This window comes from Rhizobium sp. ZX09 (assembly GCF_017357485.1).
GTDB classification, from domain to species: Bacteria; Pseudomonadota; Alphaproteobacteria; order Rhizobiales; family Rhizobiaceae; genus Agrobacterium; species Agrobacterium pusense.
Genome location: NZ_CP031363.1, coordinates 1,023,331 through 1,049,413, shown reverse-complemented (window position 1 = coordinate 1,049,413; position 26,083 = coordinate 1,023,331). Strand labels below are relative to the sequence as shown.

Genomic DNA, 26,083 nt, shown 5'->3' with positions numbered 1-26,083 from the left:
TCGGAGGGAAATTGCGGTACGAATGACCGGGTGACAAGATGGGTTCTTCTTGCGCTCAGACCAAGTTTTACTTACCCTTGTTTCTCATGATGTTGCCTCCGCTCACCACTCTCCGCGCCTTCGAGGCGGCCGCCAGGAAAGGCAGTTTTGCCCTGGCCGCTGTTGAACTCGGCATGACGGCGACCGCCGTCAGCCAGCATATACGCAATCTCGAGGCATGGCTTGGTGCTGCACTCTTCGAACGGCATGCCAGGGGCGTAACGCTGACGCCAGCCGGGAAGGATTTCGGCGGCACGGTTTCATCAAGCCTCAGGCAGATCGCTTCCGGCGCAGAACGCATACGCGGCCGTCGCGATCGCATCACGGTCCGCCTCGCCAGCCTGCCTTCAGTCATTGCGCATTTTCTGACGCCGCGGCTTCCGCGTTTCCGGGCGATGCATCCCGATATTCAAGTGTCCATCAGCTATCTCGGCGCCAGGCATGCCGTGCCGGCCGATCTCACTATAGAGCATGGCGTGTCTGCCGGGCCAAATGCCGTGGCGCTTTTCAGCGCCGAGACACGCCCCACCTGCGCTCCCGGTTACGCCGACCAATTCGGTCCATTCAGCGCGGTTGCCAGCCTGTTGCAGGCGGAATTGCTGCATGACGATAGCGAAATGGCCTGGCGTGCCTGGTTCGCCGCCGCCGGCACGGTCCCGCCGAATAGCACCGGCCCGATTTTCGCGGATTTCAATCTTCTCGTAACAGCGCTGAAGGCCGGCCAGGGCGTCGGTCTCTGTCCGACAAAACTTCTGCGCGACGAGATTGCGAAAGGCGAACTGACCGTTCTCTTCGAGCGCGCCGCCGACAAGGACAAATATTACTGGCTGGTGGAAACGGCGGAAATGAGTACATCGGCGAGGCTTCTGGCGAACTGGCTGTTGGCAGAAGCACGCGAAGCCGGGGCGACTATTTCGCCACCATGACCTGACCGGCCGCCTCGGCCATCCTTTCCATGCGCTCTTTTGCCGACAACCATTGGAGCAACCGGCCCGAGACAGCGCAGATGATGGCAAAAGCGACGAGACCGCCAAAAACATCCGAGAGGTGATGCCCGCCCTGCACGAGGACGGCCGGGAGCATCAACAGGTTAAGCGGCAGTATGACGAGCATCGCCCACCAGTGCCTTGGTGCGAACCAGACAGACATTGCCGCCATGAAGATGTGGAACGACGGAAAACCGATAAGTCCCAGGACGCTTTTAGGGGAAAGGTAGTCAACACCCTGCGTCGCAAGACGGTTCAGTTCCTGCCCATACTCATTGCCCACCGCCAGAGGAATTGCCTGGGAGACCCATTGGGGCAGCTCCATATAGGCAGATGGTCCGAATGTCGGGAAAAATATCCAGAAAACAATGCTCGCAAAAGCGCCCAGCACCCCGGTGACGAGGAAATGATGCAGCAGCCGGTTCTTGCCCGTAAAGCCCAGAGTGAGGACAATCAATAGAAGCTGGGGAAGTGATGTCGCATAAACGAAGAACAGGATTGTCCCGATCCACGGATGCGTTGCCGCCCAGATGACAATGTCCTTCCAACTATAGCCAAATGCCGCGTCCACAGCGAAGAGCACATGATCGATCGTCGGGAACGCAATTGGCAGGAACATATAGTTGAAGATGGAGGCCGCGAGCGTGAAGAGGATAAAAAGCCCTCCCGACATGAGGGCGGCAGCTATACGGTAATCGCGCCCGCTTCTGCGATAGAATTGACCAAGAAGAAAGACGCCGGCACCCGCGAATACACACAGGGAGTACCCGGCATAATCCACGCTGATGCCCCTTGCTGCAATCAAGGCTGCATCAACGACAAATAATAAAGCGATAAAGCCAACGACGAAACGTTCCGCTGCAAATAATCGCATGGCGCTGGATCCCTGTTTTGATCGCGCAGTCTAAACAGGGAGTTTTAATACTAGGTTAGAAACCCAGCGCGAAAAGTCCGCCTGCCAGGAGCACGATCGGCACCGCGACGCCGACGATGACGCGTTGGCCGGCGGCCAGAAAGGCAACAAAGCCGAGTACTGCCGCACCGATACGCAGCCACATCGGCGAGGACTCAAGCGTTCCGGTCGGAAACACGATCAGCTTGGCGGTGACCGCCATGACGAGTGACGTGGCAACCGCCCTCACCCAATAAAGCGCCTCGGAATCCTCTTTCAACCGGTTACCGGCGAGAACACCGAGCCAGCGCCAGAGATCGGTCGCCAGCCAGCCTGCGATTGCGATGAAGAGATAGGGTGCCCACCAATGGTCGCTCATCATGGTTCACTCTCCGGTGAGGCCGGTTTCATCCTGCGGCGGAATATGAGGCGATCGATTGCATAAGCCACCGTGCCTCCACCGATACCGGCATAAAGGATGTCGAATTCGGGTGCGAGGACCGCAAAGGCCGGACCGGCGATGACGCCGATGACAAAGGCGACCTTGACGACGGAGTGGCGCGCTGAAGCCCAGATGGACGCGATAAAGTAAACCGGCGTCAGGAAGAACAGGACACCAGCAACCAGCGGCGGAAACGCGGCGACGACACCGTAACACAAGCCAACGATGATGGCATTGACGACGGTGAGCGTGATGCCAAACCCGGCAAACCAGACGGCGCGGGCCTCCCGCGGCACCTTTGAAAGGTTCTGTGTTGCAAAGACCCACGCCGTAATCGCAACGAAATGCGAAAGGAACAGTAAAATCCAGGTCGGCGTCTTCGCGCCGCGCATTTCGGGAATAATGGAAGCGACCATCGGCATCATACGGACCGATGACAATGTCACCGCCAGAAAACAGGCGGCAAGATTGGCGCCGCCGACCATGGAGCCGATCAGGATCATCTTGGCGGGCAACGCCCAGATGAACAGCGTCATGAACACGGCTTCACCGCGGGCTACGCCCGATTCCAGTGCAAAAGCGCTGAAACCGACGAAGGATGTCATGAGAATAAGGGACGGCAGCGAGAATATGCCCCGCATTCCCCTGAAAAACCAGCCGCGCAATGGGATGGTGTCGCTATCGGCATTTTGCATTGCGAACCCACTCGTGCATGTCGTCTGAAATGCCGTGGCATCGCGGCAACGTCATACAGACGGAGAAATGAAGACTTGCCGCCGATTCCATTAAAGAGCGGCACGCTTCATGCATAAAAATGCCGGGCTTTCGCCCGGCATCTGTTTATCGATCAAAGACCGCGGTCACTTCTTCTTCGGTACCTTCGGTACGGCGTTGGCCTTGCGCCGCGGCTTTTCGGCATCGTCGGACTTGTCAGCTTCGGCGACGAGGACATCCGCCTCTTCCTTCGCTTTAGCAGCCTTGGAAGATGTTTTCGCCTTTGTCTTGCCCGGGGACTTCGCCGCCTTGAGTTCGGCTTCCGGCTGCGGCTTGACGGGTGCGGTCTCCGGCAGAACCTCGAGTATGAGGCCATCGGCACCGTCATCCTTCTTGCCGACGGTGACGCTGACGACGCCGCCCTTTTTCAGCTTGCCAAAGAGAATTTCATTGGCGAGCGGCTTCTTGATGTTCTCCTGGATCACACGAGACAGAGGGCGGGCGCCCATCTTCTCGTCGTAACCCTTCTCCGCCAGCCAGGAGATCGCATCTTCATGCAGATCGAAGGTGACGTTGCGCTCGGAGAGCTGGGTTTCCAGCTGCATGACGAACTTCTGCACGACCTTGTGGATAACGGCGGTCGGCAGCGGCGAGAACGGAATGATCGCATCCAGACGGTTGCGGAACTCCGGCGTGAACAGGCGGTTGATCGCCTCTTCATCTTCACCAGTGCGGCGCGAAGAACCGAAACCGATGGCGGATTTCGCCATTTCGGAAGCGCCCGCATTCGTCGTCATGATAAGGATGACGTTGCGGAAGTCGATTTTCTTGCCGTTATGGTCGGTCAGCGAGCCGTGGTCCATCACCTGCAACAGGATGTTGTAGATGTCAGGATGCGCCTTTTCGATTTCGTCCAGCAGCACCACGGAATGCGGATGCTGATCGACGCCATCGGTCAGGAGCCCGCCCTGATCGAAGCCGACATAGCCGGGAGGAGCACCAAGCAGGCGCGACACGGTATGACGTTCCATGTACTCCGACATATCGAAGCGCAGCATCTCGACGCCGAGCGAGGCGGCAAGCTGCTTGGCCACTTCCGTCTTGCCCACGCCTGTCGGGCCGGAGAAGACATAGGAGCCGATCGGCTTGTTCGGTTCGCGCAGACCGGCACGGGCCAGCTTGATGGCCGTGGCAAGCGCCTCAATGGCGATGTCCTGACCATAAACGACGGAGCGCAGTTCCTTTTCGAGGTTGGCGAGAACCATCTCGTCATCCTTGGAAACCGTCTTCGCGGGAATACGGGCCATCGTCGCGATGGTCGCCTCAATTTCCCGTTCGGTGATCAGCTTGCGACGCTTGGAAACGGGCAGCAGCATCTGCGCTGCACCGGTTTCGTCAATCACGTCGATCGCCTTGTCCGGCAACTTGCGGTCCGAGATATAGCGGGCCGACAGTTCAACGGCAGCCTTGATCGCCTCATTGGAATATCTGAGGTGATGGTAATCCTCGAAATAGGGCTTCAGGCCCTTCATGATCGCGATGGCGTCATCAATCGACGGCTCATTGACATCGATTTTCTGGAAACGACGCACGAGCGCACGATCCTTCTCGAAGAACTGGCGATATTCCTTGTAGGTGGTCGAACCGATGCAGCGGATTGCACCCGACGAAAGCGCAGGCTTCAGCAGGTTAGACGCATCCATCGCGCCGCCGGAGGTCGCGCCCGCACCGATGACGGTGTGGATTTCATCGATGAACAGGACCGCGCCCGGGTACTCTTCGAGTTCCTTGACGACCTGCTTCAGACGCTCTTCAAAATCACCGCGATAACGGGTGCCCGCCAGCAGCGTGCCCATGTCGAGCGAAAAGATCGTGTCATTGGCGAGCGCCTCCGGCACCTTGCCTTCCACGATCCGCTTGGCAAGCCCTTCAGCGATCGCCGTCTTGCCGACGCCCGGATCACCCACATAAAGCGGGTTGTTCTTGGAGCGGCGGCAGAGGATCTGGATGGTGCGGTTGACCTCGTCGTGACGGCCGATCAACGGGTCGATCTTACCGTTTTTCGCCTTTTCATTGAGGTTGACGCAATAGGCCTTCAGCGCATCCTGCTGCTTCTTGGCGGACGATCCGTCCTCCTCGGGATTGCTGCGGTTCGGCTTGTTTTCGCTTTCCGGTTCGTCAGCACCACGCGGCGTGCGCGTCTGGGACGTGCCGGGGCGCTTGCCGATACCGTGAGAGATGTAGTTGACCGCATCGTAACGGGTCATTTCCTGTTCCTGCAGGAAATAGGCAGCATGGCTCTCGCGCTCGGCGAAAATCGCCACAAGCACGTTTGCGCCGGTCACTTCCTCGCGGCCGGATGACTGAACATGGATCACGGCGCGCTGAATGACGCGCTGGAAGCCGGATGTGGGTTTGGAATCCTCGTCGTAACCGGTGACGAGGTTGGTCAGTTCATTGTCGACGTAATCGCTGACAGTCTTGCGAAGGGCATCGAGATCGACGTTGCAGGCGCCCATGACGGCTGCGGCATCCGCGTCGTCGATCAGCGCCAGAAGGAGATGTTCGAGCGTCGCATATTCGTGGTGACGCTCATTTGCAAAGGTCAGTGCCTGGTGCAGCGCCTTCTCGAGACTCGGGGAAAAAGTTGGCACGTTGCGATCCTCATTTCTTTTCCATGACGCACTGCAGCGGATGCTGGTGCTGTCGGGCGAAATCCATGACCTGGCTTACTTTCGTCTCTGCGACCTCATATGTAAACACCCCGCATTCGCCTACGCCGTGCTGGTGCACGTGCAGCATGATGCGGGTTGCCGCTTCACGATCTTTCTGGAAAAACCGTTCCAGAATGTGAATGACGAATTCCATGGGAGTGTAGTCGTCATTCAGTAAAAGAACACGGTACAAATTCGGTCTTTTCGTCTTCGGCTTAACGCGGGTGATAACAGACGTTCCACGGTTGGTACCGCCCCCGTCTTCCCCTTCGCCCTCGCCCTGCATGTAGATCGGCTTAGCGATCATCTTTCATCATTCTCCAAACTGTTCTCAAACCGACAGCTGATTGCCAGGAGGGAGAACTTCGCCTCTCCATATTTAGGTCGTTAAGAAGCGATTTTAAGCCCCTTGCGCGACGGTGCAATCACTATTGCGTTTGCGAAGAGGCAAACCTCGCGAAAAGTGCGGGATATGACAGGTAACCGAAGTCCGAGAAGACATACCTCGCCCGCATGGGCGCGCCTTCGCGCCAAATGCGGACGGCTGCGACAGGCGACGGCACCGCCGAATTCGGTTCGACGGCGCCGGTCTCACTCCTTGTCGTCGAGCATTTCGCGCACGGCGATGGCAAGCTGCTTCAACGAGAAGGGTTTGGGCAGGAAACCGAACTTGGCATCAGCCGGCAGGTTTTTCGCGAAGGCATCCTCGGCATAACCTGAAACGAAGATGAATTTCAGGTCTGGATAGGACTTGCGCAGCTCTCTCAGCAGCGACGGGCCGTCCATCTCAGGCATCACGACGTCGGAAACGACAATATCCACTTTGCCTTCCAGTTCCTCCATCACCTCCAGCGCCTCTGTGCCGGAGCCTGCCTCGTGCACGGTGTAGCCGCGCGTTTCCAGCATGCGCTTGCCGCCACGCCGCACCGCCTCTTCGTCTTCCACCAGCAGCACGACGGCGGATTTGCCTGTGAGGTCCAGCGGCTCCTCCTTCACCGGCTCGGCCGCGGCGACCGGCGCAAGCGCCGCCTCGCCTGGCTGCTGTCCAGTGCCGGGAACCGCCTCCACCATGTGGCGCGGCAGGTAAATGCGGAAGGCCGTTCCCTTACCCACTTCCGATTCGGGATAAATATAGCCGCCGGACTGTTTGACGATGCCGTAGACCATCGACAGCCCGAGGCCCGTGCCCTTGCCCACTTCCTTGGTGGTGAAAAACGGTTCGAAAATCTTGTCCATGATCTCCGGCGGGATGCCCGTGCCGTTATCGGCAACTTCCACCATCACCATGTCTTCGGCCGGGAATTCGGGACGGCCGAGCGCGGCGATCTCTTCTGCGTCGACGTTGCGTGTCCTGATGGTGATCTTGCCGCCATCGGGCATGGCGTCGCGTGCATTGACGCAGAGATTGATGAGCACCTGCTCGAACTGCGACAGGTCTGTTTTCACCGGCCACAGGTCCCGGCCGTAATCGACCTCCAGCTTGACATTGGTGCCGGAAATCAGCCTGTCCACCAGCATGCGCAGATCGCCGATCACATCCGTCAGGTTGAGGATTGCCGGGCGCATGGTCTGCTTGCGCGAGAATGCCAGAAGCTGGCGCACCAGTACGGCGGCGCGGTTGGCGTTTCGCTTGATCTCCATCAGATCGGCGAAGCTAGGATCGGCCGGACGCGCCTGCAAGAGCAGATGGTCGGACGACAGCAGGATGGCGGTCAACACGTTGTTGAAATCGTGGGCGATGCCGCCTGCGAGCGTGCCCACCGCGTTCATCTTCTGCGTCTGCGCCATCTGGGTTTCGAGCGCCTTCTGCTCGGTCACCTCTATCGCATAGACGATTGCCACCTCTTCCGGCGCCTCGTCGTCCTGGTCGATGACGGCATTGACGTAGAAACGGAAATGCCTCGTCTCGTCGCTCGGATGGCGGGAATCGAAGGGCGCGATATCGCCCTGACGGTCCTTGGCCTCGGCGAGCGCCTGTTCAAGGCGCGGCTTTTCATTGTCGTGAAGGACTGTCTCGAGTGCCACGCCGCGATCAATATCGTCGCGCCCGACAACGCCGGAGAACAGCTTGAGGAAAGGCGCATTGATGCGCAGGATGCGTCCATCGCCGTCAAGCGAGGCAATCGCCATCGGCGTATTGTTGAAAAAGCGCGTGAAGCGCATGGCGGAGGAAGATTCGGTATCCTCCTGCCCCTTGGGCCGCATCAGGACGATGGTACGGCTCTCACCCGGCGCGCCGTCCTTTGCCGTGACCTGGTGGACGAGGCGGGCCGGCATGCTCTGGCCGTTCACCCGGCGCATGTCGAGATCGAGGATTTCGGTGCGCTTTGCTGAACCCTGGGGCTGGACGGATTCGATCAGCGCCATGCCCTCGCCAGCGACGATGTCCGAGACCGTCATCGAGCCTGGCGAAAACTGTGCGAGATCGATGCCGAGCCATTCCGACAGAGTGGCGTTCAGATAAACGATCTCACCCTTGCGACCGGCGGAAAAGAAACCGGCCGGCGCGTGGTCGAGGTAATCGATGGCATTCTGCAATTCGCGGAAAAAGCGCTCCTGATCTTCGCGCTCTGGCGTGATATCGGCAATCTGGAAGACATGCAGCCCCTCGCCGCCCGAATCCTTCAGCACCCTGCCCTTCAGCCTGTACCAGTGTGGCCCCGCATTGGAATCCTCGCCCAGCGGTTTCAGCAGGCGAAATTCTTCGTAGCCGTCGCGGCCTTCGCGCAGCATGTTGATGAGACGGTAAAGAGCCTCCGTCGCTTCCCGGCTGCGCGACAGCAATGTTTCAAGACTCTGGATATCGCTCGCCTTGGTGGTGCCGCTCATCCTGCAATAGGTGGCGTTGGCATAAACCATATGCCCCTTGGCATCTGTTATCAGCGTACCATCGGGGTGGGCAGAGAGAAACCGGCGTGCAAGCCCATCCGATTGCGATTGTGGCATAACCTCAATGAAACCGATGATTGACGACACCAGAAAGAAAATGCCCATCATGGCCAGCACACCAAGAATGCCGAGCACGATTTCGTTTTCGAGAGAATCCTTGAAATAGACAAAGGCGGCGGCAGCGGCGATCAGCACCAGCGCCAGCAGCAGAATGCGCAACACCGTGCCGGAACGGGCACGCCTGTCCACCAGCGGAAGGTCGTTGTCGCTTGTCTCGCGCACCCGTGTCATTTTGGCCTCGCAGTCGTGCAGGTCGTCATTCGAACAGTCCCGCACTCCGGACGGAATCGGGCAGCAGAATTTCTTGTAGCAACTCGCTCGACCCTCAAAAAGCTCCGCAGCGACACAAAGGCTTAAAACGCACAGCGAAAACGGCTTCAAAACCGCATATCAGCCTCAAAAGACTAATGGCGCGTGCAGGTGAGTTCCCTCACCTGGCATTGGATCCGCGGCGCGGAGCACTCAATCCTGCCGTCCCTGACGGTGCAGACCGAACATCCATCGGTAAAGTCCACACACGATGGGTTGTCCCGAACGAACTCATCCATCGTGAAAACCTTGCCTGGCGCCTTATCATCCGCCGCTGCCGAACAGGAAATCAACAGGGCGGCAGTGCAGCTCCTCAGTACGGGTCCGACGAGACGGGTTCGGAACATGGCAAGCGCTCCCTTCTATTGGAAGAATTGCAACTTTCGCTCTCGCCCAGCATTGAAGGACGAGATGTGGCGCTTTGGTGGCGCCGTTGCCATCGATAAGGTGATGCCCGTGCTGAAATGAATAAACCTTGTGTTGCGCCTAAAAAAATCGTCTTTTCGTGCTTGATGTTCACATTATAAGAACCACGGCAATATTAATTGCCCAAGAAATTAAAAAGCCAAAAATCTGAAGGGATGATCTTCATGATGGAAGATTTTATCGGCACCTATGGAAACCGTCTCATCGTCGCCGTTGTCGGTGTGGGTGTGGCCCTCCTCGTTCTGGCGATTGCTCTGTGGATCCTGCGCAGACGAAGCGGTTCGGCGCCCTTTATCCGCGGCGGCCGCAACCGGCAGCCACGTTTGCAGGTGCTTGACGCCACAGCCGTCGATGCGCGGCGTCGGCTCGTGCTGGTGCGGCGCGACAATGTCGAGCATTTGGTCATGATCGGCGGCCCAACCGATATCGTGATCGAGAGCGGCATAGGCGCGATCCCGATCGTCAGGGACGTGCAGGAGCCGGAACTCAAGGCGCTCCCGCGTCAGGAAAGCGAGCCGAAAAGGACCGAGCCTTCCATCTCACCGGAACGCCGCGCCGTGCTGCCGCAGCAGCAACCGTCTCAAGCCCCTGCGCCCGCTTCGATAGCGGAGGAGCCGGTGAAGCAGCCGCAACGGCCGGAACCGCCCGCTCAAGCCCAACGTCCCGCGCCGACAGCAGCGGCAGCACCACCGTCGCCGCGCCCGGCAACGCCACCACCGCCTGCGTCCCCGCCTCCGACGGCGCGTGATTCCGCCGCGCCGGCAAGACCTGCACCTCCCGAGCGGGAGGCGGCCCGTCCTGCCCCGCCGCCAATACCGGTGACCGTAGCCGCCGCGGGCGCGACCGTTCTGCCCGTCGCCGCCGCGTCACCCCCCATCGCCCCGGAGCGGCCGGAGTTTAAGCGGGCCGAACCCTCGGCACCCGCCCCCGCACCGGTTGCGCCGCCGATCCCGGCCCAGGGACCTATAGAGGCAAAGACGGCAGAGGACGGGCCTGCGGACGTTGCGCCGCCCGTTTTCGCTGCGCGCGAGCCGGTGATCAATCAATCCATCGCAGCCGATTTTCTCGACGCTGCGCGGGAGCGGGTTCTTCCCGGTATGAACCCGGCGGCGAGCGCACCGTCTGTCCCGTTCCCACCCAAGCCTGAGAATCCGGCTGTCGCCGCCAATGACACCCAGCCGAAATTTTCAGACGAGCTGGCCAGCGATTTCGAAAGCTTCCTCGAAGCTGAGATCGCCAAAAGCAAGGAAGCCGATAGTGACCCGGCCACTTTCCCCGTAGCGGAAAAGCAGGCAAAACCGCAGCCGGCCACGCCACCAGTCACCGGCGCATCACCGGATGGTGACGTCCAGAAGGAGATGGCACGCATCTTCGGTGAGCTTTCGGTGACCCGCGACCGCTGAAGGGACGAATTTGCCCGGCCGAGGTCCATTGCATAAAAAAGGGCACGGAAGCGTTTCCGTGCCCTTGTTCTTTTATAGTGTCACCGGTCTGACGCGGCTTAGCCTTATTCGTCGCGGTAGACTTTTTCGCGACGCTCGTGGCGCTCCTGCGCTTCGATGGAGAGGGTCGCAATCGGGCGCGCGTCCAGACGCTTGAGGCCGATGGGCTCGCCTGTTTCCTCGCAATAACCGTAAGTGCCGTCTTCGATCCGCTGAAGGGCTGCATCGATCTTCGATATCAGCTTGCGCTGACGGTCGCGGGCGCGAAGCTCGATCGCCCGGTCTGTTTCGGAAGAGGCCCGATCCGCAAGATCGGGGTGGTTGGCGCTTTCTTCGGCGAGATGTCCGAGCGTCTCGCGCGCTTCTCTCAGGATATCGTTTTTCCAGGCTATGAGCTTCGCGCGAAAGTAGGCGCGCTGGCTGGCATTCATGAACTCATCGTCTTCCGAGAGCACATATTTGCTAAGATCGATCTTCTCACTCAACGCGATTCTCCTCGAAGAACATCTCAATGCGGCGGTGTATACTCCAATGATAGTGGCCGGTTCAAGTCTACAGATCAGTTTTCGGGCATTTTTAAAACTGACACAAAAATCATCTAAATGACTAATTTTTATTCTTTATTCGTATTGAAGCGATCTCTTCTTCAATCACTTCAATGCGACTTACCAACAGGAAAGAGGACTTGCGGTCCTGCAACCCAATCCTGTAGCATTCCGCCCGTGCCCTGACATTCGAACGCCGGTCCCCGCCCTTGACAGCATCTTCCCCGAGCCGAGTTTATCTTCTGCGCCACGCCAAGGCCGCCTGGGCGGCGCCGGGAGAACGGGATTTCGACCGGGGATTGAACGAGGCCGGCTTTGCCGAGGCGGAGATCATTGCCGACCTCGCCGCCGACCGCCGCTACCGGCCCGAAGTTCTCCTTTCTTCCACGGCCGTGCGTTGCCGGCAGACAACGGAGGCCTGGCAACGGGCCTTCAATGAAGGCATAGACATCTTCTATGTCGATGAGATGTATAATGCGCGCAGCGAAACCTATCTCTCCCTTGTCGCCGCTCAGACGGAGGCGCAGTCAGTGATGCTGGTGGGCCATAACCCCACCATGGAGGCAACGCTGGAAGCGATGATAGGCGAGGACCTGCTGCATGCCGCCCTGCCCTCGGGTTTTCCGACATCGGGCCTCGCGGTTCTGGATCACGACGGCGGTGCCAGCAACGGCAGAGACCGCTGGCGGCTGGTCGATTTCCTCGCACCGGGCAAATAATCGCTTCGGCGTGCGATGAATTGTGGAAAGAAGGCGCGCTGAAAATCCGATGGCGCGCTTCTTTTTTGGGCAACCGTATCTTCCTATATTGCAGCCGTGACCGTTTAACGCAGCCGGGAAATTGCCATTGCCGCCTTCTCTTACGTCCCTGACAGACAGTGCGCTCATTGCGTTCGATAATCTGGCCGACCGCGCGAGTAACCTCACTCACCCCACATTGCGGCTTGGTGTCACCGGCCTTTCGCGGGCGGGCAAGACGGTTTTCATCTCTTCGCTGGTCCACAATCTTCTCAACGGCGGGCGGCTGCCGCTGTTTGAGGCCATGCGCTCCGGACGCGTTTCTAACGTGCGGCTGGAGCCGCAGCCGGACGACGCCATTCCCCGTTTCCAATATGAAGATCACATCCAGGCACTGGTGCGCGACCGGCTTTGGCCGGATTCGACGCGGGCGATCTCGGAACTCAGGATCACGCTGGATTACCAGAGCGCCAGCGGCTGGGGTCGCTGGTTCTCGGCCGGCAAGCTCTCTATCGATATCGTCGATTACCCCGGCGAATGGCTGCTCGACCTGCCGCTTCTGTCGCAGGACTACAGGCAATTCAGCGATACCACAGTCTCGCTGGCCGGAAGCGGGGTCCGCGCCGAGCTGGCACAGGAATGGCTGGCCATCGCCTCTTCGCTCGATATCAACGCGCCCGCCGACGAAATGACGGCCCGACGCTTGGCTGAAAGCTTCGCGGCCTATCTCAAGGCCTGCAAGTCCGACGAGAGATCGCTGTCCACCCTGCCGCCCGGCCGCTTCCTGATGCCCGGCGATCTGGAAGGGTCGCCCGCGCTGACCTTTGCGCCGCTTCCCGGCCTGACGGACGAAAAAGCGCCGAAAGGCTCCCTGCGCGCCATGATGGAGCGGCGCTACGACGCCTACAAGTCGATCGTCGTCAAACCCTTCTTCCGCGAGCATTTCGCCCGCCTCGACCGGCAGATCGTCCTGATCGACACGCTGCAGGCCGTCAATCGCGGTCCGGAAGCCGTCCAGGATCTGGAGCGGGCGCTGGGCGATGTTCTCGCCTGTTTCCGCCCCGGCACCAACAGCCTGCTGTCGTCGCTGATCGGCCGTCGCATCGACAAGGTGCTGATTGCGGCCACGAAGGCCGATCATCTGCATCACGAAAGCCATGACCGGCTGGAGCGCCTGACCCGGCGTCTGGTCGACCGCGCCATCACCACCATCGGCATGAATGGCGCCGGTATCGAAGTCATGGCGCTGGCTTCGGTTCGCGCCACGAGAGAGGCAAGCGTTCGACAGGATGGCCACGAACTGCCCGTCATCGTGGGCACGCCAATGGCCGGCGAAACCATCAATGGCGAGACATTTGACGGCAATCGCAAGACAGCGATCTTTCCGGGCGACCTGCCTGACGATCCGGAGCCATTGTTCCGCAGCATAGACCGGGATGGCGACAAGGCGACACTACCTGATGTCAATGTCGTGCGTTTTCGACCGCCCAACATTGACGAGCCGGGCAGCGGCGGCATTCGGCTTTCCGTTCCCCATATCAGGCTCGACCGCGCCATGCAGTTCCTGTTCGGAGACAAGCTCGCATGAAAGCTCCCACAAAAAACGATCCGCAGACGCGCCGCCCCTCCGCTTTCACGCTCGAGACGGAAGAGACGGCACGACCGTCCGCCAGGCAGAAGCGGGCGCCGCGCAGTTTCGATGCGGAGATATCTTTGACGCCAGATGAAGACGATCCGTTTCTGGCACCTGAGGACATAGACGCTGCCGCTCTGCCCGTGGCGATACCGAAGAAAAGCCGCTTCTCCTTCGGCAAGCTGGCGCTGGGTGCCTTGGGTGTCCTGTTCTCACTCGCCTTCGGGCTATGGGCGGATCAGCTCATCCGCAATCTGTTTTCCCGCTCCGACTGGCTGGGCTACACGGCAACGATCGCCCTCATCGTGGCGCTTTTTGCGGTTCTCGCCCTCGTCGGCCGCGAAGTCTTCGGCATCATGCGGCTGAATGCCGTACAATCTCTCAAGGCGGATGCCGAGACGGCAAGCCTCGACAAGAGCCCGAAACCCGCCCGCGCCATCGTCACCCGCCTGAATGCCGTCCTTTCCCATCGGGCGGAAACGGCCAAGGGGCGCGCGGCGCTGAAGGAAACGGAAAGCGATGTCATCGACGGCCCGCATCTGATCGAGCTTGCCGAACGTGAACTGCTGGTGCCGCTCGACCGACAGGCGCGGGCGCTGATTCTCAATTCATCAAAACGGGTCTCGGTTGTCACCGCCGTCAGCCCACGCGCCGTCGTCGATCTCGCTTATGTGCTGTTCGAAGTGACGCGGCTGGTGCGCGCCATGGCAGAGCTTTACGGCGGCCGTCCCGGCACGCTCGGCATGCTGAAACTCCTGCGCGATGTTGTCGCCCATCTCGCCGTCACGGGATCGATCGCCGTCGGTGACGGGCTCGCTCAACAGGTTCTCGGACACGGCCTTGCTTCGAAACTCTCCGCACGTCTCGGCGAAGGCGTCATCAATGGTCTGATGACGGCGCGAATCGGTATTGCTGCAATGGATCTTTGCCGCCCGCTGCCGTTCAGGGCTGTGAAACGGCCGGGAATCGGCGATTTCATGTCCGACCTCACGCCCGATTTAAGCAGTGGAAAAAGCGGCGAGAAAGCCTGATCGCTCGGCTTTGAGCGGTTCAAAAGGTTACGGACGACGCCGCAAATGAGAGCGAAATAAACCAAGCATTAACCATTCCGCCGGTAGATTGCAGCCTATCGAACAGGCTTCTTCGCCGGGGAAAGTATCATGTATTCGCGCTTCTTTTCGCTTGTGGGCGGACTTGCCGCCATATTGTCCGTCAGCGGCGGTTTCGGCATGTCTGACGTGCATGCCGCATCACGCGATCGCGACGACGTGTTTTTCCGCTCCGTTGCCGGCGTCTGGAAGGGTCCGGGCGAAATCGTCGCCGGCAAATACAAGGGCACGAAATTCACCTGCGACCTGACGGGCGAACCGCTTGACGACAAGCAGACCGGCATAAAGCTCGGCGGCACCTGCCGCGTCGGCGTCTTCAGCCAGCCCATGTCCGCCGTCATCAGCCAGAAGGGCAACAGCTACGAAGGCAGGTTCCTTGATGGCGCGGCCGGCAAGGGTCTGGACATCACCTCCGGACAGGTCAGCGGCGACAAGGTCGTCGTCGGCATCAACCGCGCCAAACTCAACGGTGCAATGGTTGCCCGCGTCTCCAACGACAATTCGATGAACATCACCATCTCGGTGAAGGTCGCCGATCAGATGATACCGGTCATCGGCGTTACGCTGGCGCGCGATATCGACCAGCTGGCTGTCGGCTCGATCAAGCCGTAAAGACTACATTTTTTCAGCCATTGCCAGGCGGGAGTGTCCACCACTCCCGCTTTTCGTTTGCGCTGACAATGCCGCTCTTGTCCGCCTGCTGAAGCCATTCCCGGACGGACTTTCCCCTGACCTGGAGATCAGGCGCTATATCAGCAAGCGGCATCAGCACGAATGCGCGCTCCGTCATGCGCGGATGCGGCACTTCAATGCTTTCCGTAACGATAGACTGGTTCCCGAAGGTCAGCACATCGATATCGATGGTGCGCGGGCCCCAGCGTTCCGTCCGCACCCGTTTCATGCCTTTTTCGATATTGAGGCACAGTTCCAGCAGCGCGGGCGCCGGAAGCGCGGTCTCGACCAAAGCGCAGCAATTGAAAAAATCGGCCTGATCCGTCTTGCCCCATGGAGGTGTGCGGTAAAGGTTGGAGACGGCCATCAGGCGGCAATCGCCATGCGCATCGAGTTCGCGCAGTGCCCTGGCCATGGCGGCGGCCGCATCGCCGATATTGCCGCCGAGACCCAAGGTAGCGACGGTCATCGTTTCAGGCTCGGTGTTCAACGCTCACCTGTGCATAATCCAGAATACCGGGAACCGGCGCTGAGGGCTTGCGCACCGTGATGCGCAGCCAGACGATTTGCGGATAACGGGCACGCAGCGCCTTGGCGATGTCGTTCGCAAGCGCCTCTATGAGATACCGGCGCTGGCCGACGACGATCTTTTCGATGACCGCGAAAGCCACGCCATAATCGACGGTGTTCTCAATATCGTCGGTTTCCAGCGCGTCGCCCGCCTCGACCTCCATCTCGGCGTCGACGAAAAAGCGCTGCCCCAACACCTCTTCCTGTTCAAGAAGACCATGACGGGCAAAGAAGGAACAGTTTTTCAGGATGATGGTATAGCGGCTCATCGCATCGCCTCCATGGCAGGACTGTTTCGCCGGAAAGCCGCACCCTCCTCGGGACATGACATTCCGGCACTCATTGATCTAGGCATCGGCCTTTGCCGACGCTTTGGCAAGAACCGCATCGGCGATTGCCAACGCATCACGCGTCGCGGCGACATTGTGCACACGAAAAATCGAAGCGCCGGCAAGCCTCAGGATCGCCGTCGTCGCAGCCGTTCCGATATCGCGTTCATCGGCCGCATCCCGGCCCGTCAGCGACCCGATAAAACGCTTGCGCGACGTGCCGGCAAGAACCGGCAGGCCAAAGGCGGCAAGCTCACTGAAACGGGCCATCAACTCAACGTTTTCCCGTTCGTCCTTGGCAAAACCAAAACCGGGATCCAGCACGACGGCATCGCGGGCAACACCCGCGTCCTCGGCGATCTCGAGCGAATGATTGAGGAACTCGAACTGGTCGGCGATGACATCGGCGAGCTTCTGCCGGTCGCGGCCGGTATGCATGATGCAGACGCCCGCGCGGGTGGCGGCGACCACGCCCGCCATTTCGGCGTCTTTCTGCAAACCGAAAACGTCATTGACGATATGCGCCCCTGCCGCAATGGCGAGCCGAGCCGTCGAAGCGCGATAGGTATCGACGGAAATCAATACATCCGTCTCGCGGCGCAATTTCTCGATGACGGGCAGTACCCGATCCTGCTCCTCGGCTTCCGTTACCGCGGCAGCCCCGGGCCTGGTGGACTCGCCGCCGATATCGATGATGTCGGCTCCTTCTTCCACGCAGGTCAGCGCATGGGAAAAAGCCGCATCGACGGCGAGATAACGACCGCCATCCGAAAAGGAATCGGGCGTTGCATTGACGATGGCCATAATACGGCCACGCCCATCAAGTTTCAGGGAGCGGCCATGGGCCGCTTGCCACGCGTTGCTGCCGGCTGTTATCACGTAACACGTGCCTTTCGGAATAACGGAGTGTTATGCCAATTCTTATAAGTTCCGCTCCGCCTATGCAGCAAACGTTTTTCAAGTTCAACCGGAAGGCCGGGTCATGACCAAATCATCACGTGCTCTTTGCGCCGCTTTGGCGGCCGCAGTCGCACTTTCCATCCCCGGGCCGGCTTTTTCCGAAACCATCGTCCGCAAGACCTATTCCTATTTTTCGATCAGCGGAAAAAGTGCCGCCGATCTTGACCAGCAGCTTTCGAAGCATGGGCCGCTGACCCGCAATACCGGCGCGCGCCATCCGGGCGCGACCGAAATCAAATTCGGCGGCGAACTCACCTATGTCGAGAAAAACGGCCTTTGCAGCGTCGGGACCGCCAAAGTGGTGCTGAATACCCGCATTCTCCTGCCGCAATGGAAAAACCGCCGCCGCACCACGGCGGAACTGGCCTTCATATGGGATACGCTTCTTGCCGATATCAAGCGCCACGAGGAACGGCACGCCGAAATCGCCCGCATTCACGCCCGTTCGCTCGAAAGGCAGTTGACCGCGCTTCGCCCCCAGAAAAACTGTGAAACGCTGCAGGAAATGGTTGGCAAGATCACCCAGACGGTGATGGACGAGCACGACAGGGACCAGATGCGGTTCGACGTGGTGGAATCGCGAAATTTCGATGCCCGCATGACACGGCTCCTGAAAAACCGGCTCGAACAGGGACAGAGCCGCCGCTGAGAGGCCTGCGCCTTTCTTCCGACAAAGCTGGATGATTGGCCGACTGACGTTACGTGATGTCCGATCTCACCCGTGACTTCTGGTGATGGTGCGTCCGGCGAGACTCATTGTACGTTCTACGTACGGTTTCGGACCATCCTGTCTCAAAAGCTTTGATGGTCGCAGCCGCCTCCGGTTCTCCCGGTGCGCACTTGAGGGCTCGCAGGTGTTTCCTCCCTCGCCTGCATGCTGCGTACCCGCCTCGCCCCGCTCCCCGCTACCTTGGTGAGCGGGGCTTTTTCTGCCGCAAAGCCGTTTCGTCTCAGCCCTGCCGCTCAGGAACGTGAACGACAAGACCGTCAAGGTCGTCGCTCATCTTGATCTGACAGGAAAGACGCGAAGTCGGCCGCACGTCGAAAGCGAAATCCAGCATGTCTTCTTCCATCGGCTCCGGCCCGCCAACGCGCTCCGACCAGGCGTCGTCGACATAGACATGACAGGTGGCGCAGGCGCAGGCACCGCCGCATTCCGCGTCGATGCCGGGGATGGAGTTGCGCACGGCATTCTCCATCACGGTGGAACCGTTGCTCACGTCGAGTTCATGGGGCGTGCCGTCAAAGGCAACGATTGTCAGTTTTGTCATGCCGAAATCCAGAATGTGATCTAAGAACTGTTCTAAACACATAGAAAGGCCGGTTCGCCTTGGCAACCCGCTTGGAGGGCGCCCAAGGCCTCAACCGGCCTTGCGAAACCGCAATTTTGATAAATTACGCCTCAGCGGCAAAGTTTCAGGATGAAATTTTCCGCCTCGACAATCGCGGCCGCAAGCTTTGCAATCGCGGCGCTGTCATTGCCACCGGCCTCCACGGCGGCGGCAGCCACAGAAACATCAAAGGCGCCGACAGCCTGTGCTGCGCCCTTCAAACGGTGCGCAATCGCCTTCACGCCCGTGTCGCCGGCGCCCGCCATTTCGTGCAGCGCGGCGCGCGCATTGCGGCTGAACAGTTGCAGCACCTCGATCTCAAGATCCTTGTCGCCCATCGTCTGACGCGCCAGATGATCGAAATCGATAGGCTTTTTTCCAGTGACCGGCGCGCCGCCGCAATTATCGGGCGCTTCGAAAGCAATACTGACTGCTGCCATGTCTCAAATTCCTGTCTTGCCGTTTCCTGTTTCGTGTCACATCTGTGTCGTATTCAGGCATCCTAACCGGTGCTATCGGCTTAAATTACGGCGTGACGCCGCTGAAAATCTTCTGCTATGGTTAATTTATGTTAAACTTATGCGAAACAAGGCGTTCAGCGTGAAACTCAGGTTTAAAAACTGTTAAAAAGCCGACACTTCGCCACCACCGCAAATCCGCATTAATTGTTTCGAACACCTAAATGTGTCACTACGGTACTGCTGTTGCTGCGAGGCCTAGGCACAAGCTTTGTTATTGCGGCACAGTGTTGTAATTTCGCCCGAAAGCTGGATCACCAGCATTCGGGATTTGGTAAGTGGCGGGATTGTTCTCTCATGAGGGATATGTTCCGCTGGCATGATGGCGGCAGTCCGCCTGCATAGGCAGGCGGTCCAACGGCATGAAGCCGGGCGTATGTGTAACGAGGCGTAACCGCATGGCGAATAACAAGATCAGCGACTCTGTCGACGAGACTGCTTTCCAGGCATTGGAAGATGCCCTGCAGCTTGGCGCTTTCGAAGAAAAGCCGGAGACGCGGAAGACTGCAGCGCCGAAGCAGCCGGAGGCCAGAGTGAAGGAAGCCAGCAGACCGACCCCTGCTCCCGAAGCCGCGCGCACGCCTGTCGAACCGGCGCCGAAATCGCCCAATCTCGAAGCGGCCAATGACGGGTCCAAGCGCAGCCCGGCCATGATCCTCAAATCGCTGGAAGGCGGGTCCATCGGCGGCGCGCTTCGCAACGCCACGATCATGTCGGTCATATGGGCGCTCGGCGGCCTTGGCATCGCGCATCTTCTTTACGGCAATGCGCTCTGGAATATCGGTTCGCTTTCCGACCTCGCCGCGATCCCCGGCCTGATGGCGATCGTCGTCGGCATTCTGGTGCCGGTCATGTTGTTCTTCGCCTTCGCCATCATGATGGCGCGTGCCCGCGATCTGCGCAACGCCGCCCGCTCCATGGCGGAAGTCGCGCTTCGTCTTGCCGAACCCGAAACCGTTGCCTCCGATCGCATCATGTCCGTTGGCCAGGCGGTTCGCCGTGAAGTCTCGGCCATGAATGACGGTATCGAGCGAACCATTGCGCGTGCGACCGAACTCGAAACCCTCGTCCATTCCGAAGTCAATGCGCTTGAGCGCAGCTATGCGGACAATGAGCTGCGGGTGCGCAGCCTCGTGCAGGAACTGACCGCCGAACGCGACGCAATCGTCAACCATGCCGAGCGCATCCGCTCCTCCATCGTCGGCGCGCAGGAACAGATCAAGGAAGAGCTCTCCATCGTCGGCGAAGAGCTTTCGATGCGGATCGCCACGACCGGCGAGGCCTTCGCGTCGATGATCGACACACGTTCGGCGGCTCTCCTGGAAAAATCGCGCGCTTCGACGGAAGCGATGGGCAGCCTGATCGCTGCCAAGACCGAAAACCTGCTTCAGGCGCTGAACTCCTCCGGCACGACGATTTCCAACGAATTCGACATGCGGCTGCATAATCTCACCTCGACGCTGGACGAACGGGGTGAAGTGCTGCTCGAACGTTTCGCGATCCATGCCTCGACGCTCGACAGCGGCGTGGAAAGCCTCAACAGCGCGCTTGAGGAACGCACCCGCCAGCTCAACGAGACGCTTTCCAGCCGCACGCTCGAGCTCAACCGCAATATCGAACGCGGCCAGCAGATCATCGGCGGTTCGCTGGATACCGTGCTCGACAAGCTTTCCACGACGCTCGAGGAAAAAGGCCTCTCCTTCCGCCAGAGCCTGCAGAGCACGGCCGACGACGCCATCATGGATCTCGATCTCCGCTCCGGCCTCTATGAGGAACGGATGCAGGCGACGGTGGGTCAGGTCAACTCGGCCTTCGATGAACACGTGGCGCAATTCGCCAGCGCCTTCGACCAGCGCGCCGGCAGCCTCGATAGCAAGCTGATGGAAAGCCTTGCCCGGATCAACGAAACCGTGGCGGGCGGTTCTGAAGCGCTAGACACCATGTTGAGCGCCGGTCTGGAACGCATCGGCACCACCATGACCGATCAGTCGCTGGCGCTCGCCACCGCGCTCGGCACGGGTCAGGAAATGCTGGAAAGCGCGCTTGAGGCCCGGACTCAGGCCTTCAGCGACGCGATCGGCCAGCGCACCGCCGAAATCACAGACGTCTTCGCCAATTCGCACGAGAAGATCGACGCCGTGCTGTCGGAACGCAGCAACGCCCTGTTCGGCGCGCTTTCGGCCAGCCAGAACCGTTTCGACGAAGCGCTCGCCAGCCGTTCCATGGCTATTACCGGCTCCGTCTCCGGCACGGCAGAACGCCTCGCTGCCATGCTCGACGAACGTGCAGCTGCGATCAACAACGTCGTCGCCGACGTGGAACGTCGCCTTGCCGAAACGCTCGAAACGCGGGCCGCAGCCATTACCGGCGCAGTCTCCGGCATCGAGGACCGCATCTCCGACACGCTGGAAAGCCGCACGGCTGCCCTGCACGACGTCGTCTCCGGAGCCGAGAGCCGTATCGCCGAAACGCTTGATGGCCGCACGGCTGCGCTTTCCAGCACCATTTCCGGCTTCGAGGAACGTATCGCCGACACCATGGACAGCCGCACGCTGTCGCTCGACATGACCTTCGCCAATGTGGAGGAACGGCTTTCCGAGACGCTCGACAACCGCACCTCCGCCCTCACCGGCATCGTAGCGAGCGCCGAAGAGAAAATTGCGGGCGCGCTGGACAGCCGTACAGCCGCGCTCGGCGATGTGGTGGCGGGCGCCGAAACCCGGATTGCAGAAACGCTGGACGGCCGCACCGCAGCCCTCAACGCCGTGGTTTCGGGTGCGGAAGAACGCATCACGGATGCACTCGACAGCCGCACGATGGCGCTGGATATGGCCTTCTCCGGAGTCGAGGAAAAAATCACCGAGACGCTTGATACACGCACCGCAGTTCTCGGCGAGTTGGTGGCCAGCGCCGAAACCCGCATCGCCGGCGCGCTCGACAGCCGGACGGATTCCCTGAAGTCAGTCGTTTCCGGCGCGGAAGAGCGCATCACCGACGTCCTCGACAGCCGCACGATGGCGCTCGACATGAGCTTCTCGGGCGTAGAGGAAAAGATCGCGGATATTCTCGACGGCCGCACCGCCGCCCTGCACAGCGCCGTTTCCGGCGTGGAAGACCGCATTGCCAGCGCGCTGGACACCCGCACGGCGGCTCTTTCCGGTATCGTATCGGGTGCGGAAGAACGCATCGCCGATGCGCTCGACAGCCGCACCATGGCGCTCGACATGACCATTTCGGGTGTCGAAGAACGGATCGCCGAAGCCATGGACGCCAGGGCGTCATCGCTTTCGCTTGCGGCGGCCGGCGTCGGCCAACGCCTGGAAGCCACTGCTTTCACGCTTGAAAATGCGCTTGCCAGCGGCCATGAGCGGCTCGAAACCATGCTTGGCTCGCAGGCCGAGCGTATTGCCGGATCGCTGGAACGCAACAGCGGTCTGATCGAGCTAAGCGTTTCGGGCGCGGCCAACCGCATTGAAAGCGTCGTTGAGGACGGCAGCACCCGGTTTGCGCAGACCGTGGAAGAAGGCGTCTCGCGCCTCGAAAGCAATCTTTCGCAATCGCACGAGGACATCCGCAGCACGCTTGAGCAGCGTCAGGCAGAAATCGCGGCCACGCTCAGCTCCGCCACGACCCAGATGGGCGACATGCTCTCCGAGCAGGCGATGATGATCGGCACCACGGTCGCCTCCAGCGCCAGCATGCTTGAACTGTCGCTCGAAACCCAGCAGGAAACGCTGCAGAAGACGATTGACGGTAGTGCGGCAACGCTGGAAGAGCGTCTTCGCAACAGCGCCGGCGATATCGCCGTCAAGATCGGCGAAGCCGCACGCGAAATCGGCGGCGCGACGGACGCCCTCTCCTCGAAAATCGAGACCTCTATCGGCAACGTCACCACCCGTCTCGACGAAACCGGCACCCGCATCGAGACCTCTCTCGATACGCTTCAGGCACGAGTCGGCGGCGATCTCGCCAATGTGAACACGTCCATTGAGGATGCCGGCCGCCGCTTCGCCGAGGCGCTGGAAGACAAGACAGCCGTCTTTGCGCGCACCAGCGATGAGGCCGCCGAGCGGATCACCGGCATCCTGGACGAGCAGACGACCCGCGTTGCCGACACCTTCGAAAGCCGCACCAGCCGCCTGGCCGAAACCTTCGATACCGGCACGGCCCGCATCGATGAGCGCCTTGGCACGATGGACCGCGCACTGACGATCGGTCTCGAAAACGTCAATCGCACCATCGAAGGCAAGGCCACCGATCTTGCTGTCAGCCTGCGTGGGGCGGTTACCTCTGCCACGCAAAGCATCGGCGACGAAGCTGCCCGTTCCTCCGCCCTGCTGGCGAAGTCCGGCGCGGAGTTCGCCGAACAGGTGCAGGCACAGAACGAGGCCTTTACCAAGGCCATCGAGGAACGCTCGGGTGAAATCGTCAACCGTATTTCGGATGCACAGACGCGCCTCTCCGGCCAGGCTGCCGCCGTGGCGCAGACCTTCTCCGAGGCGGGCAACATCATCGTCAACAAGGTTGCCGAGGCTGAAGCCGTTGTCCGCTCACAGGTTGGTGTCATTTCCGAGACTTTGACGGGTGTTGAATCCGCCCTCGACGCGCGCGGCGAATCGATCCGTTCGGCACTGGACAACCGCACCCGCGAACTCAACTCGATGCTGGCCAGCCGCTCCGCGGAGCTGTCGCGTCTTATCGAGGAAAAGGCAAAGCCTGTCGTCGACGAATATGCCACCATCGGCCGCGAAGCCGCCGAAAAGATCGTTTCCGCCGCCCAGCAGAGCGCCGAGCTTCTGTCGCAGAGCAATAGCGGCATGGTCGGCATGGTGGAGCAGGCAATCAGCGATTATGCCGCCGCCGGAACGGATGCGGCAAGCAAGCTGGTCGCAGCCACCCGCCAGAGCACCGACATGTTGTCGGAAACCCATACTGCAATGGCGGACGCCGTCGAACAGGGTATCGACAAATATGCCCGCGCCGGAAGCGAAGCAGCCAACAAGCTGGTTGCCGCCACCCGTCAGAGCACGGATATGCTGTCGCAGACCCATAACAGCATGGCCGAAATCGTCGAACAGTCGGCAACCAACTTCAATTCGGCCGTTGAGCGGGCCGCTCAGGGCTTCGGCGCAGCGGATGAAGCGCTGAATGCGTCTGCAGCCCGTTTCTCGGAGTCCGCGTCGCAGGCCGCCGACATGGTGTCCAGTTCCAGCCGTCTGCTGGAAGGAAAGATCGACCGTCTGTCGAATATTTCCGGCCAGACGCTGGCACAGGTCGCTGGCATCGTCAGCCGCTTCGAAGAACATTCTAAGGTGCTGAGCCAGGCATCCGAGCTGCTGAATGCCGCCCAGTCGAGCCTCGTCGGCACGCTGGAAGAACGCCAGGATGCGTTGCGCAGCCTGTCTGTCGGCCTCGTCAAGCGTTCCGAGGAAATCGAAAGCGCCATGCGCAATGTCATTGGCGTGGTGGAAACCACACTTAACGAGGCTGAAGAGCGTTCGCAAAACGTCGCCGGCAACCTGCGTGAAAATCTGCAGGCTTCCTTCTCCGATATCGGCCGCTCGCTTGATGAAACCGAACAGCGCGCCCGTTCGGCGGCACAGACCATGCGGGGCGCCCTGCTCGCCGCCGGTCAGGATGCCAGCCGCTCGATCGAGAGCACGCTCTCCGACGCGCAGAAATACTCCGACGAGCTGGTCAACCGCCTGCGCGGCGGTGTCGAATCCTCTCTCTCGGAAGTCGACAACCTTCTCGGCAGTGCTTCCGAAAAATCCAATGCGGCCGCAGCCAACCTCAAGGAAACGCTGCGCCAGGCTGTCGAGGAAGCGGTGAGCCGCTTCGCCGGCGCGACCGATGAAATCCGTCGCTCAAGCCACGATATCCGCCGCGAACTTGACGCGACCCGCGCCGAACTGAAGCGTGGTGCCTTCGACCTGCCGGAAGAAGCCAAGGAAAGTGCGGCCGCAATGCGCCGCGCCGTATCCGAGCAGATCAAGGCGCTGCAGGATATTTCCCAGCTCGTCGGCCGCTCGACGCAGCAGATGGAAGTGTCCGAGCCGGTTGCCCGCGCCATCGCCGCAACCCAGCCGGCTGTCGAGCGCCGCGTAGAGCCGCGCCCGCAGCCCGCAGCCCCGGCGCCGGTTCAACAGCAGCGCCCGGCGCAGCAGCAGCCAGCACCTGCCCTGCGCGGCACGTTGCCGCTCGAAAATCGCCAGGTCGAAAACCGGCAAGTCGAGAATCGTCAGGCACCCGCTCCGGCGCAGCCGGTCGCACCAAGCCAGGCGGGACGTCGCGAAGAAGGCGGCGGCTGGATCAGCGATCTGCTGCGCGGCGCCTCCCAGGAGACGCCCGCAGCCTCCGCACCGCGCGCCAGCACCGAGCAACAGCCGACCCGCGCAGCCGACACCCGTAATCCCCGCCACATGGTGGAATCGCTGAACTCGCTCTCCGTCGACATCGCCCGCGCCATCGATCACGATGCGTCGGTGGAACTGTGGCGCCGTTACCAGCGTGGCGAACGCGACGTCTTTACCCGTCGTCTCTACACGCTGAAAGGCCAGACGACCTTCGACGAGATCAAGCGCAAATATGAGCGTGAAGCGGAGTTCCGCACCGCCGTTGACCGCTATATCAACGATTTCGAAAAGCTGCTTGCCGATGTGGCCCGGACCGACCGCGACCGGACCGTGACGCAATCCTACCTCACCTCCGATACCGGCAAGGTCTATACGATGCTTGCCCATGCGGCGGGTCGGTTTAATTGATC

20 protein-coding genes are annotated in these 26,083 nt (G+C 60.4%); 8 read left to right on the top strand and 12 right to left on the bottom strand.

Annotation, left to right across the window (positions count from 1 at the left end):
* The first annotated feature begins 86 nt into the window (after positions 1-86).
* Complete coding sequence (locus BTN45_RS05105; protein ID WP_207589156.1) at positions 87-965, top strand: LysR family transcriptional regulator; 879 nt, start codon at positions 87-89, stop codon at positions 963-965.
* Here BTN45_RS05105 and BTN45_RS05100 read toward each other — a convergent pair.
* From BTN45_RS05100 to BTN45_RS05075, 6 genes are all read right to left on the bottom strand, one after another.
* Positions 949-1,899 (bottom strand): phosphatase PAP2 family protein, encoded by a 951-nt coding sequence (locus BTN45_RS05100; protein ID WP_207589155.1) that lies wholly within the window; start codon positions 1,897-1,899, stop codon positions 949-951. The two genes, BTN45_RS05105 and BTN45_RS05100, sit on opposite strands and share 17 nt — an antisense overlap.
* A gap of 55 nt (positions 1,900-1,954) precedes the next feature.
* Positions 1,955-2,299, bottom strand: coding sequence for an AzlD domain-containing protein (locus BTN45_RS05095; protein WP_162719197.1), 345 nt, complete (start codon positions 2,297-2,299; stop codon positions 1,955-1,957).
* A complete protein-coding gene (locus tag BTN45_RS05090) occupies positions 2,296-3,054 on the bottom strand; it encodes an AzlC family ABC transporter permease (RefSeq protein WP_207589154.1) in 759 nt (252 codons plus the stop codon). The genes BTN45_RS05095 and BTN45_RS05090 overlap by 4 nt, the downstream gene beginning before the upstream one ends.
* Positions 3,055-3,219: 165 nt before the next feature.
* Positions 3,220-5,727: an ATP-dependent Clp protease ATP-binding subunit ClpA gene (gene clpA, locus BTN45_RS05085; RefSeq protein ID WP_207589153.1), complete on the bottom strand. Its 2,508-nt coding sequence runs from the start codon at positions 5,725-5,727 to the stop codon at positions 3,220-3,222.
* Positions 5,728-5,737: 10 nt separating this feature from the next.
* A complete protein-coding gene (gene clpS, locus BTN45_RS05080) occupies positions 5,738-6,094 on the bottom strand; it encodes an ATP-dependent Clp protease adapter ClpS (RefSeq protein WP_003502541.1) in 357 nt (118 codons plus the stop codon).
* 284 nt (positions 6,095-6,378) lie between these two features.
* Positions 6,379-8,967, bottom strand: a complete 2,589-nt coding sequence (locus BTN45_RS05075) for a PAS domain-containing sensor histidine kinase (RefSeq protein WP_207589152.1) — start codon at positions 8,965-8,967, stop codon at positions 6,379-6,381.
* Between the two features lie 659 nt (positions 8,968-9,626).
* On the opposite strand from BTN45_RS05075, the gene BTN45_RS05070 reads away from it, so the two are divergent.
* Positions 9,627-10,874: a flagellar biosynthetic protein FliO gene (locus tag BTN45_RS05070; protein WP_207589150.1), complete on the top strand. Its 1,248-nt coding sequence runs from the start codon at positions 9,627-9,629 to the stop codon at positions 10,872-10,874.
* A 104-nt stretch (positions 10,875-10,978) separates the two neighbouring features.
* Here the strand turns inward: BTN45_RS05070 and dksA are convergent, their stop codons facing one another.
* The gene (dksA, locus tag BTN45_RS05065) at positions 10,979-11,398 is read right to left on the bottom strand and encodes an RNA polymerase-binding protein DksA (protein WP_004441503.1); all 420 of its coding nucleotides are present in this window, start codon (positions 11,396-11,398) and stop codon (positions 10,979-10,981) included.
* Positions 11,399-11,700: 302 nt separating this feature from the next.
* Between dksA and BTN45_RS05060 the strand changes: the two genes are divergently transcribed.
* From BTN45_RS05060 to BTN45_RS05045, 4 genes are all read left to right on the top strand, one after another.
* Positions 11,701-12,177 (top strand): histidine phosphatase family protein, encoded by a 477-nt coding sequence (locus BTN45_RS05060; protein ID WP_234887338.1) that lies wholly within the window; start codon positions 11,701-11,703, stop codon positions 12,175-12,177.
* A 127-nt stretch (positions 12,178-12,304) separates the two neighbouring features.
* Entirely contained in the window at positions 12,305-13,783 is a 1,479-nt protein-coding gene (locus BTN45_RS05055) for a YcjX family protein (RefSeq protein WP_072494328.1), read from the top strand.
* The gene (locus BTN45_RS05050; protein ID WP_207589148.1) at positions 13,780-14,859 is read left to right on the top strand and encodes a YcjF family protein; all 1,080 of its coding nucleotides are present in this window, start codon (positions 13,780-13,782) and stop codon (positions 14,857-14,859) included. The genes BTN45_RS05055 and BTN45_RS05050 overlap by 4 nt, the downstream gene beginning before the upstream one ends.
* Positions 14,860-14,988: 129 nt before the next feature.
* The gene (locus BTN45_RS05045) at positions 14,989-15,549 is read left to right on the top strand and encodes a hypothetical protein (RefSeq protein ID WP_004441493.1); all 561 of its coding nucleotides are present in this window, start codon (positions 14,989-14,991) and stop codon (positions 15,547-15,549) included.
* 13 nt (positions 15,550-15,562) lie between these two features.
* Here BTN45_RS05045 and folK read toward each other — a convergent pair whose 3' ends face one another.
* The 3 genes from folK to folP form a co-directional block, all read right to left on the bottom strand.
* Complete coding sequence (gene folK / locus BTN45_RS05040) at positions 15,563-16,078, bottom strand: 2-amino-4-hydroxy-6-hydroxymethyldihydropteridine diphosphokinase (RefSeq protein ID WP_207589146.1); 516 nt, start codon at positions 16,076-16,078, stop codon at positions 15,563-15,565.
* A gap of 4 nt (positions 16,079-16,082) precedes the next feature.
* A complete protein-coding gene (gene folB / locus BTN45_RS05035; protein ID WP_003502532.1) occupies positions 16,083-16,448 on the bottom strand; it encodes a dihydroneopterin aldolase in 366 nt (121 codons plus the stop codon).
* A gap of 78 nt (positions 16,449-16,526) precedes the next feature.
* A complete protein-coding gene (folP, locus tag BTN45_RS05030) occupies positions 16,527-17,312 on the bottom strand; it encodes a dihydropteroate synthase (protein ID WP_084317306.1) in 786 nt (261 codons plus the stop codon).
* Positions 17,313-17,490: 178 nt separating this feature from the next.
* On the opposite strand from folP, the gene BTN45_RS05025 reads away from it, so the two are divergent.
* Positions 17,491-18,117 carry a DUF922 domain-containing Zn-dependent protease gene (locus BTN45_RS05025; protein WP_207589144.1) on the top strand — a complete coding sequence of 209 codons (627 nt, stop codon included), beginning with the start codon at positions 17,491-17,493 and terminating at the stop codon, positions 18,115-18,117.
* Positions 18,118-18,418: 301 nt separating this feature from the next.
* Here BTN45_RS05025 and BTN45_RS05020 read toward each other — a convergent pair whose 3' ends face one another.
* Positions 18,419-18,739: a 2Fe-2S iron-sulfur cluster-binding protein gene (locus BTN45_RS05020; RefSeq protein ID WP_006697584.1), complete on the bottom strand. Its 321-nt coding sequence runs from the start codon at positions 18,737-18,739 to the stop codon at positions 18,419-18,421.
* Positions 18,740-18,870: 131 nt separating this feature from the next.
* Positions 18,871-19,239, bottom strand: coding sequence for an Hpt domain-containing protein (locus tag BTN45_RS05015; protein ID WP_207589142.1), 369 nt, complete (start codon positions 19,237-19,239; stop codon positions 18,871-18,873).
* A 476-nt stretch (positions 19,240-19,715) separates the two neighbouring features.
* Between BTN45_RS05015 and BTN45_RS05010 the strand changes: the two genes are divergently transcribed.
* Complete coding sequence (locus BTN45_RS05010; protein WP_207589140.1) at positions 19,716-26,081, top strand: hypothetical protein; 6,366 nt, start codon at positions 19,716-19,718, stop codon at positions 26,079-26,081.
* The last annotated feature ends 2 nt before the right edge of the window (positions 26,082-26,083 follow it).

Excerpts from the sequence above, each read along its gene's own strand:
- BTN45_RS05105 (WP_207589156.1), top strand. The coding sequence starts at position 87 with ATGATGTTGCCTCCGCTCACCACTCTCCGCGCCTTCGAGGCGGCCGCC.
- BTN45_RS05100 (WP_207589155.1), bottom strand. The coding sequence starts at position 1,899 with ATGCGATTATTTGCAGCGGAACGTTTCGTCGTTGGCTTTATCGCTTTA.
- BTN45_RS05095 (WP_162719197.1), bottom strand. The coding sequence starts at position 2,299 with ATGATGAGCGACCATTGGTGGGCACCCTATCTCTTCATCGCAATCGCA.
- BTN45_RS05090 (WP_207589154.1), bottom strand. The coding sequence starts at position 3,054 with ATGCAAAATGCCGATAGCGACACCATCCCATTGCGCGGCTGGTTTTTC.
- clpS (WP_003502541.1), bottom strand. The coding sequence starts at position 6,094 with ATGATCGCTAAGCCGATCTACATGCAGGGCGAGGGCGAAGGGGAAGAC.
- BTN45_RS05075 (WP_207589152.1), bottom strand. The coding sequence starts at position 8,967 with ATGACACGGGTGCGCGAGACAAGCGACAACGACCTTCCGCTGGTGGAC.
- BTN45_RS05070 (WP_207589150.1), top strand. The coding sequence starts at position 9,627 with ATGATCTTCATGATGGAAGATTTTATCGGCACCTATGGAAACCGTCTC.
- BTN45_RS05050 (WP_207589148.1), top strand. The coding sequence starts at position 13,780 with ATGAAAGCTCCCACAAAAAACGATCCGCAGACGCGCCGCCCCTCCGCT.
- BTN45_RS05045 (WP_004441493.1), top strand. The coding sequence starts at position 14,989 with ATGTATTCGCGCTTCTTTTCGCTTGTGGGCGGACTTGCCGCCATATTG.
- folK (WP_207589146.1), bottom strand. The coding sequence starts at position 16,078 with ATGACCGTCGCTACCTTGGGTCTCGGCGGCAATATCGGCGATGCGGCC.
- folB (WP_003502532.1), bottom strand. The coding sequence starts at position 16,448 with ATGAGCCGCTATACCATCATCCTGAAAAACTGTTCCTTCTTTGCCCGT.
- folP (WP_084317306.1), bottom strand. The coding sequence starts at position 17,312 with ATGGCCATCGTCAATGCAACGCCCGATTCCTTTTCGGATGGCGGTCGT.
- BTN45_RS05025 (WP_207589144.1), top strand. The coding sequence starts at position 17,491 with ATGACCAAATCATCACGTGCTCTTTGCGCCGCTTTGGCGGCCGCAGTC.
- BTN45_RS05020 (WP_006697584.1), bottom strand. The coding sequence starts at position 18,739 with ATGACAAAACTGACAATCGTTGCCTTTGACGGCACGCCCCATGAACTC.
- BTN45_RS05015 (WP_207589142.1), bottom strand. The coding sequence starts at position 19,239 with ATGGCAGCAGTCAGTATTGCTTTCGAAGCGCCCGATAATTGCGGCGGC.
- BTN45_RS05010 (WP_207589140.1), top strand. The coding sequence starts at position 19,716 with ATGGCGAATAACAAGATCAGCGACTCTGTCGACGAGACTGCTTTCCAG.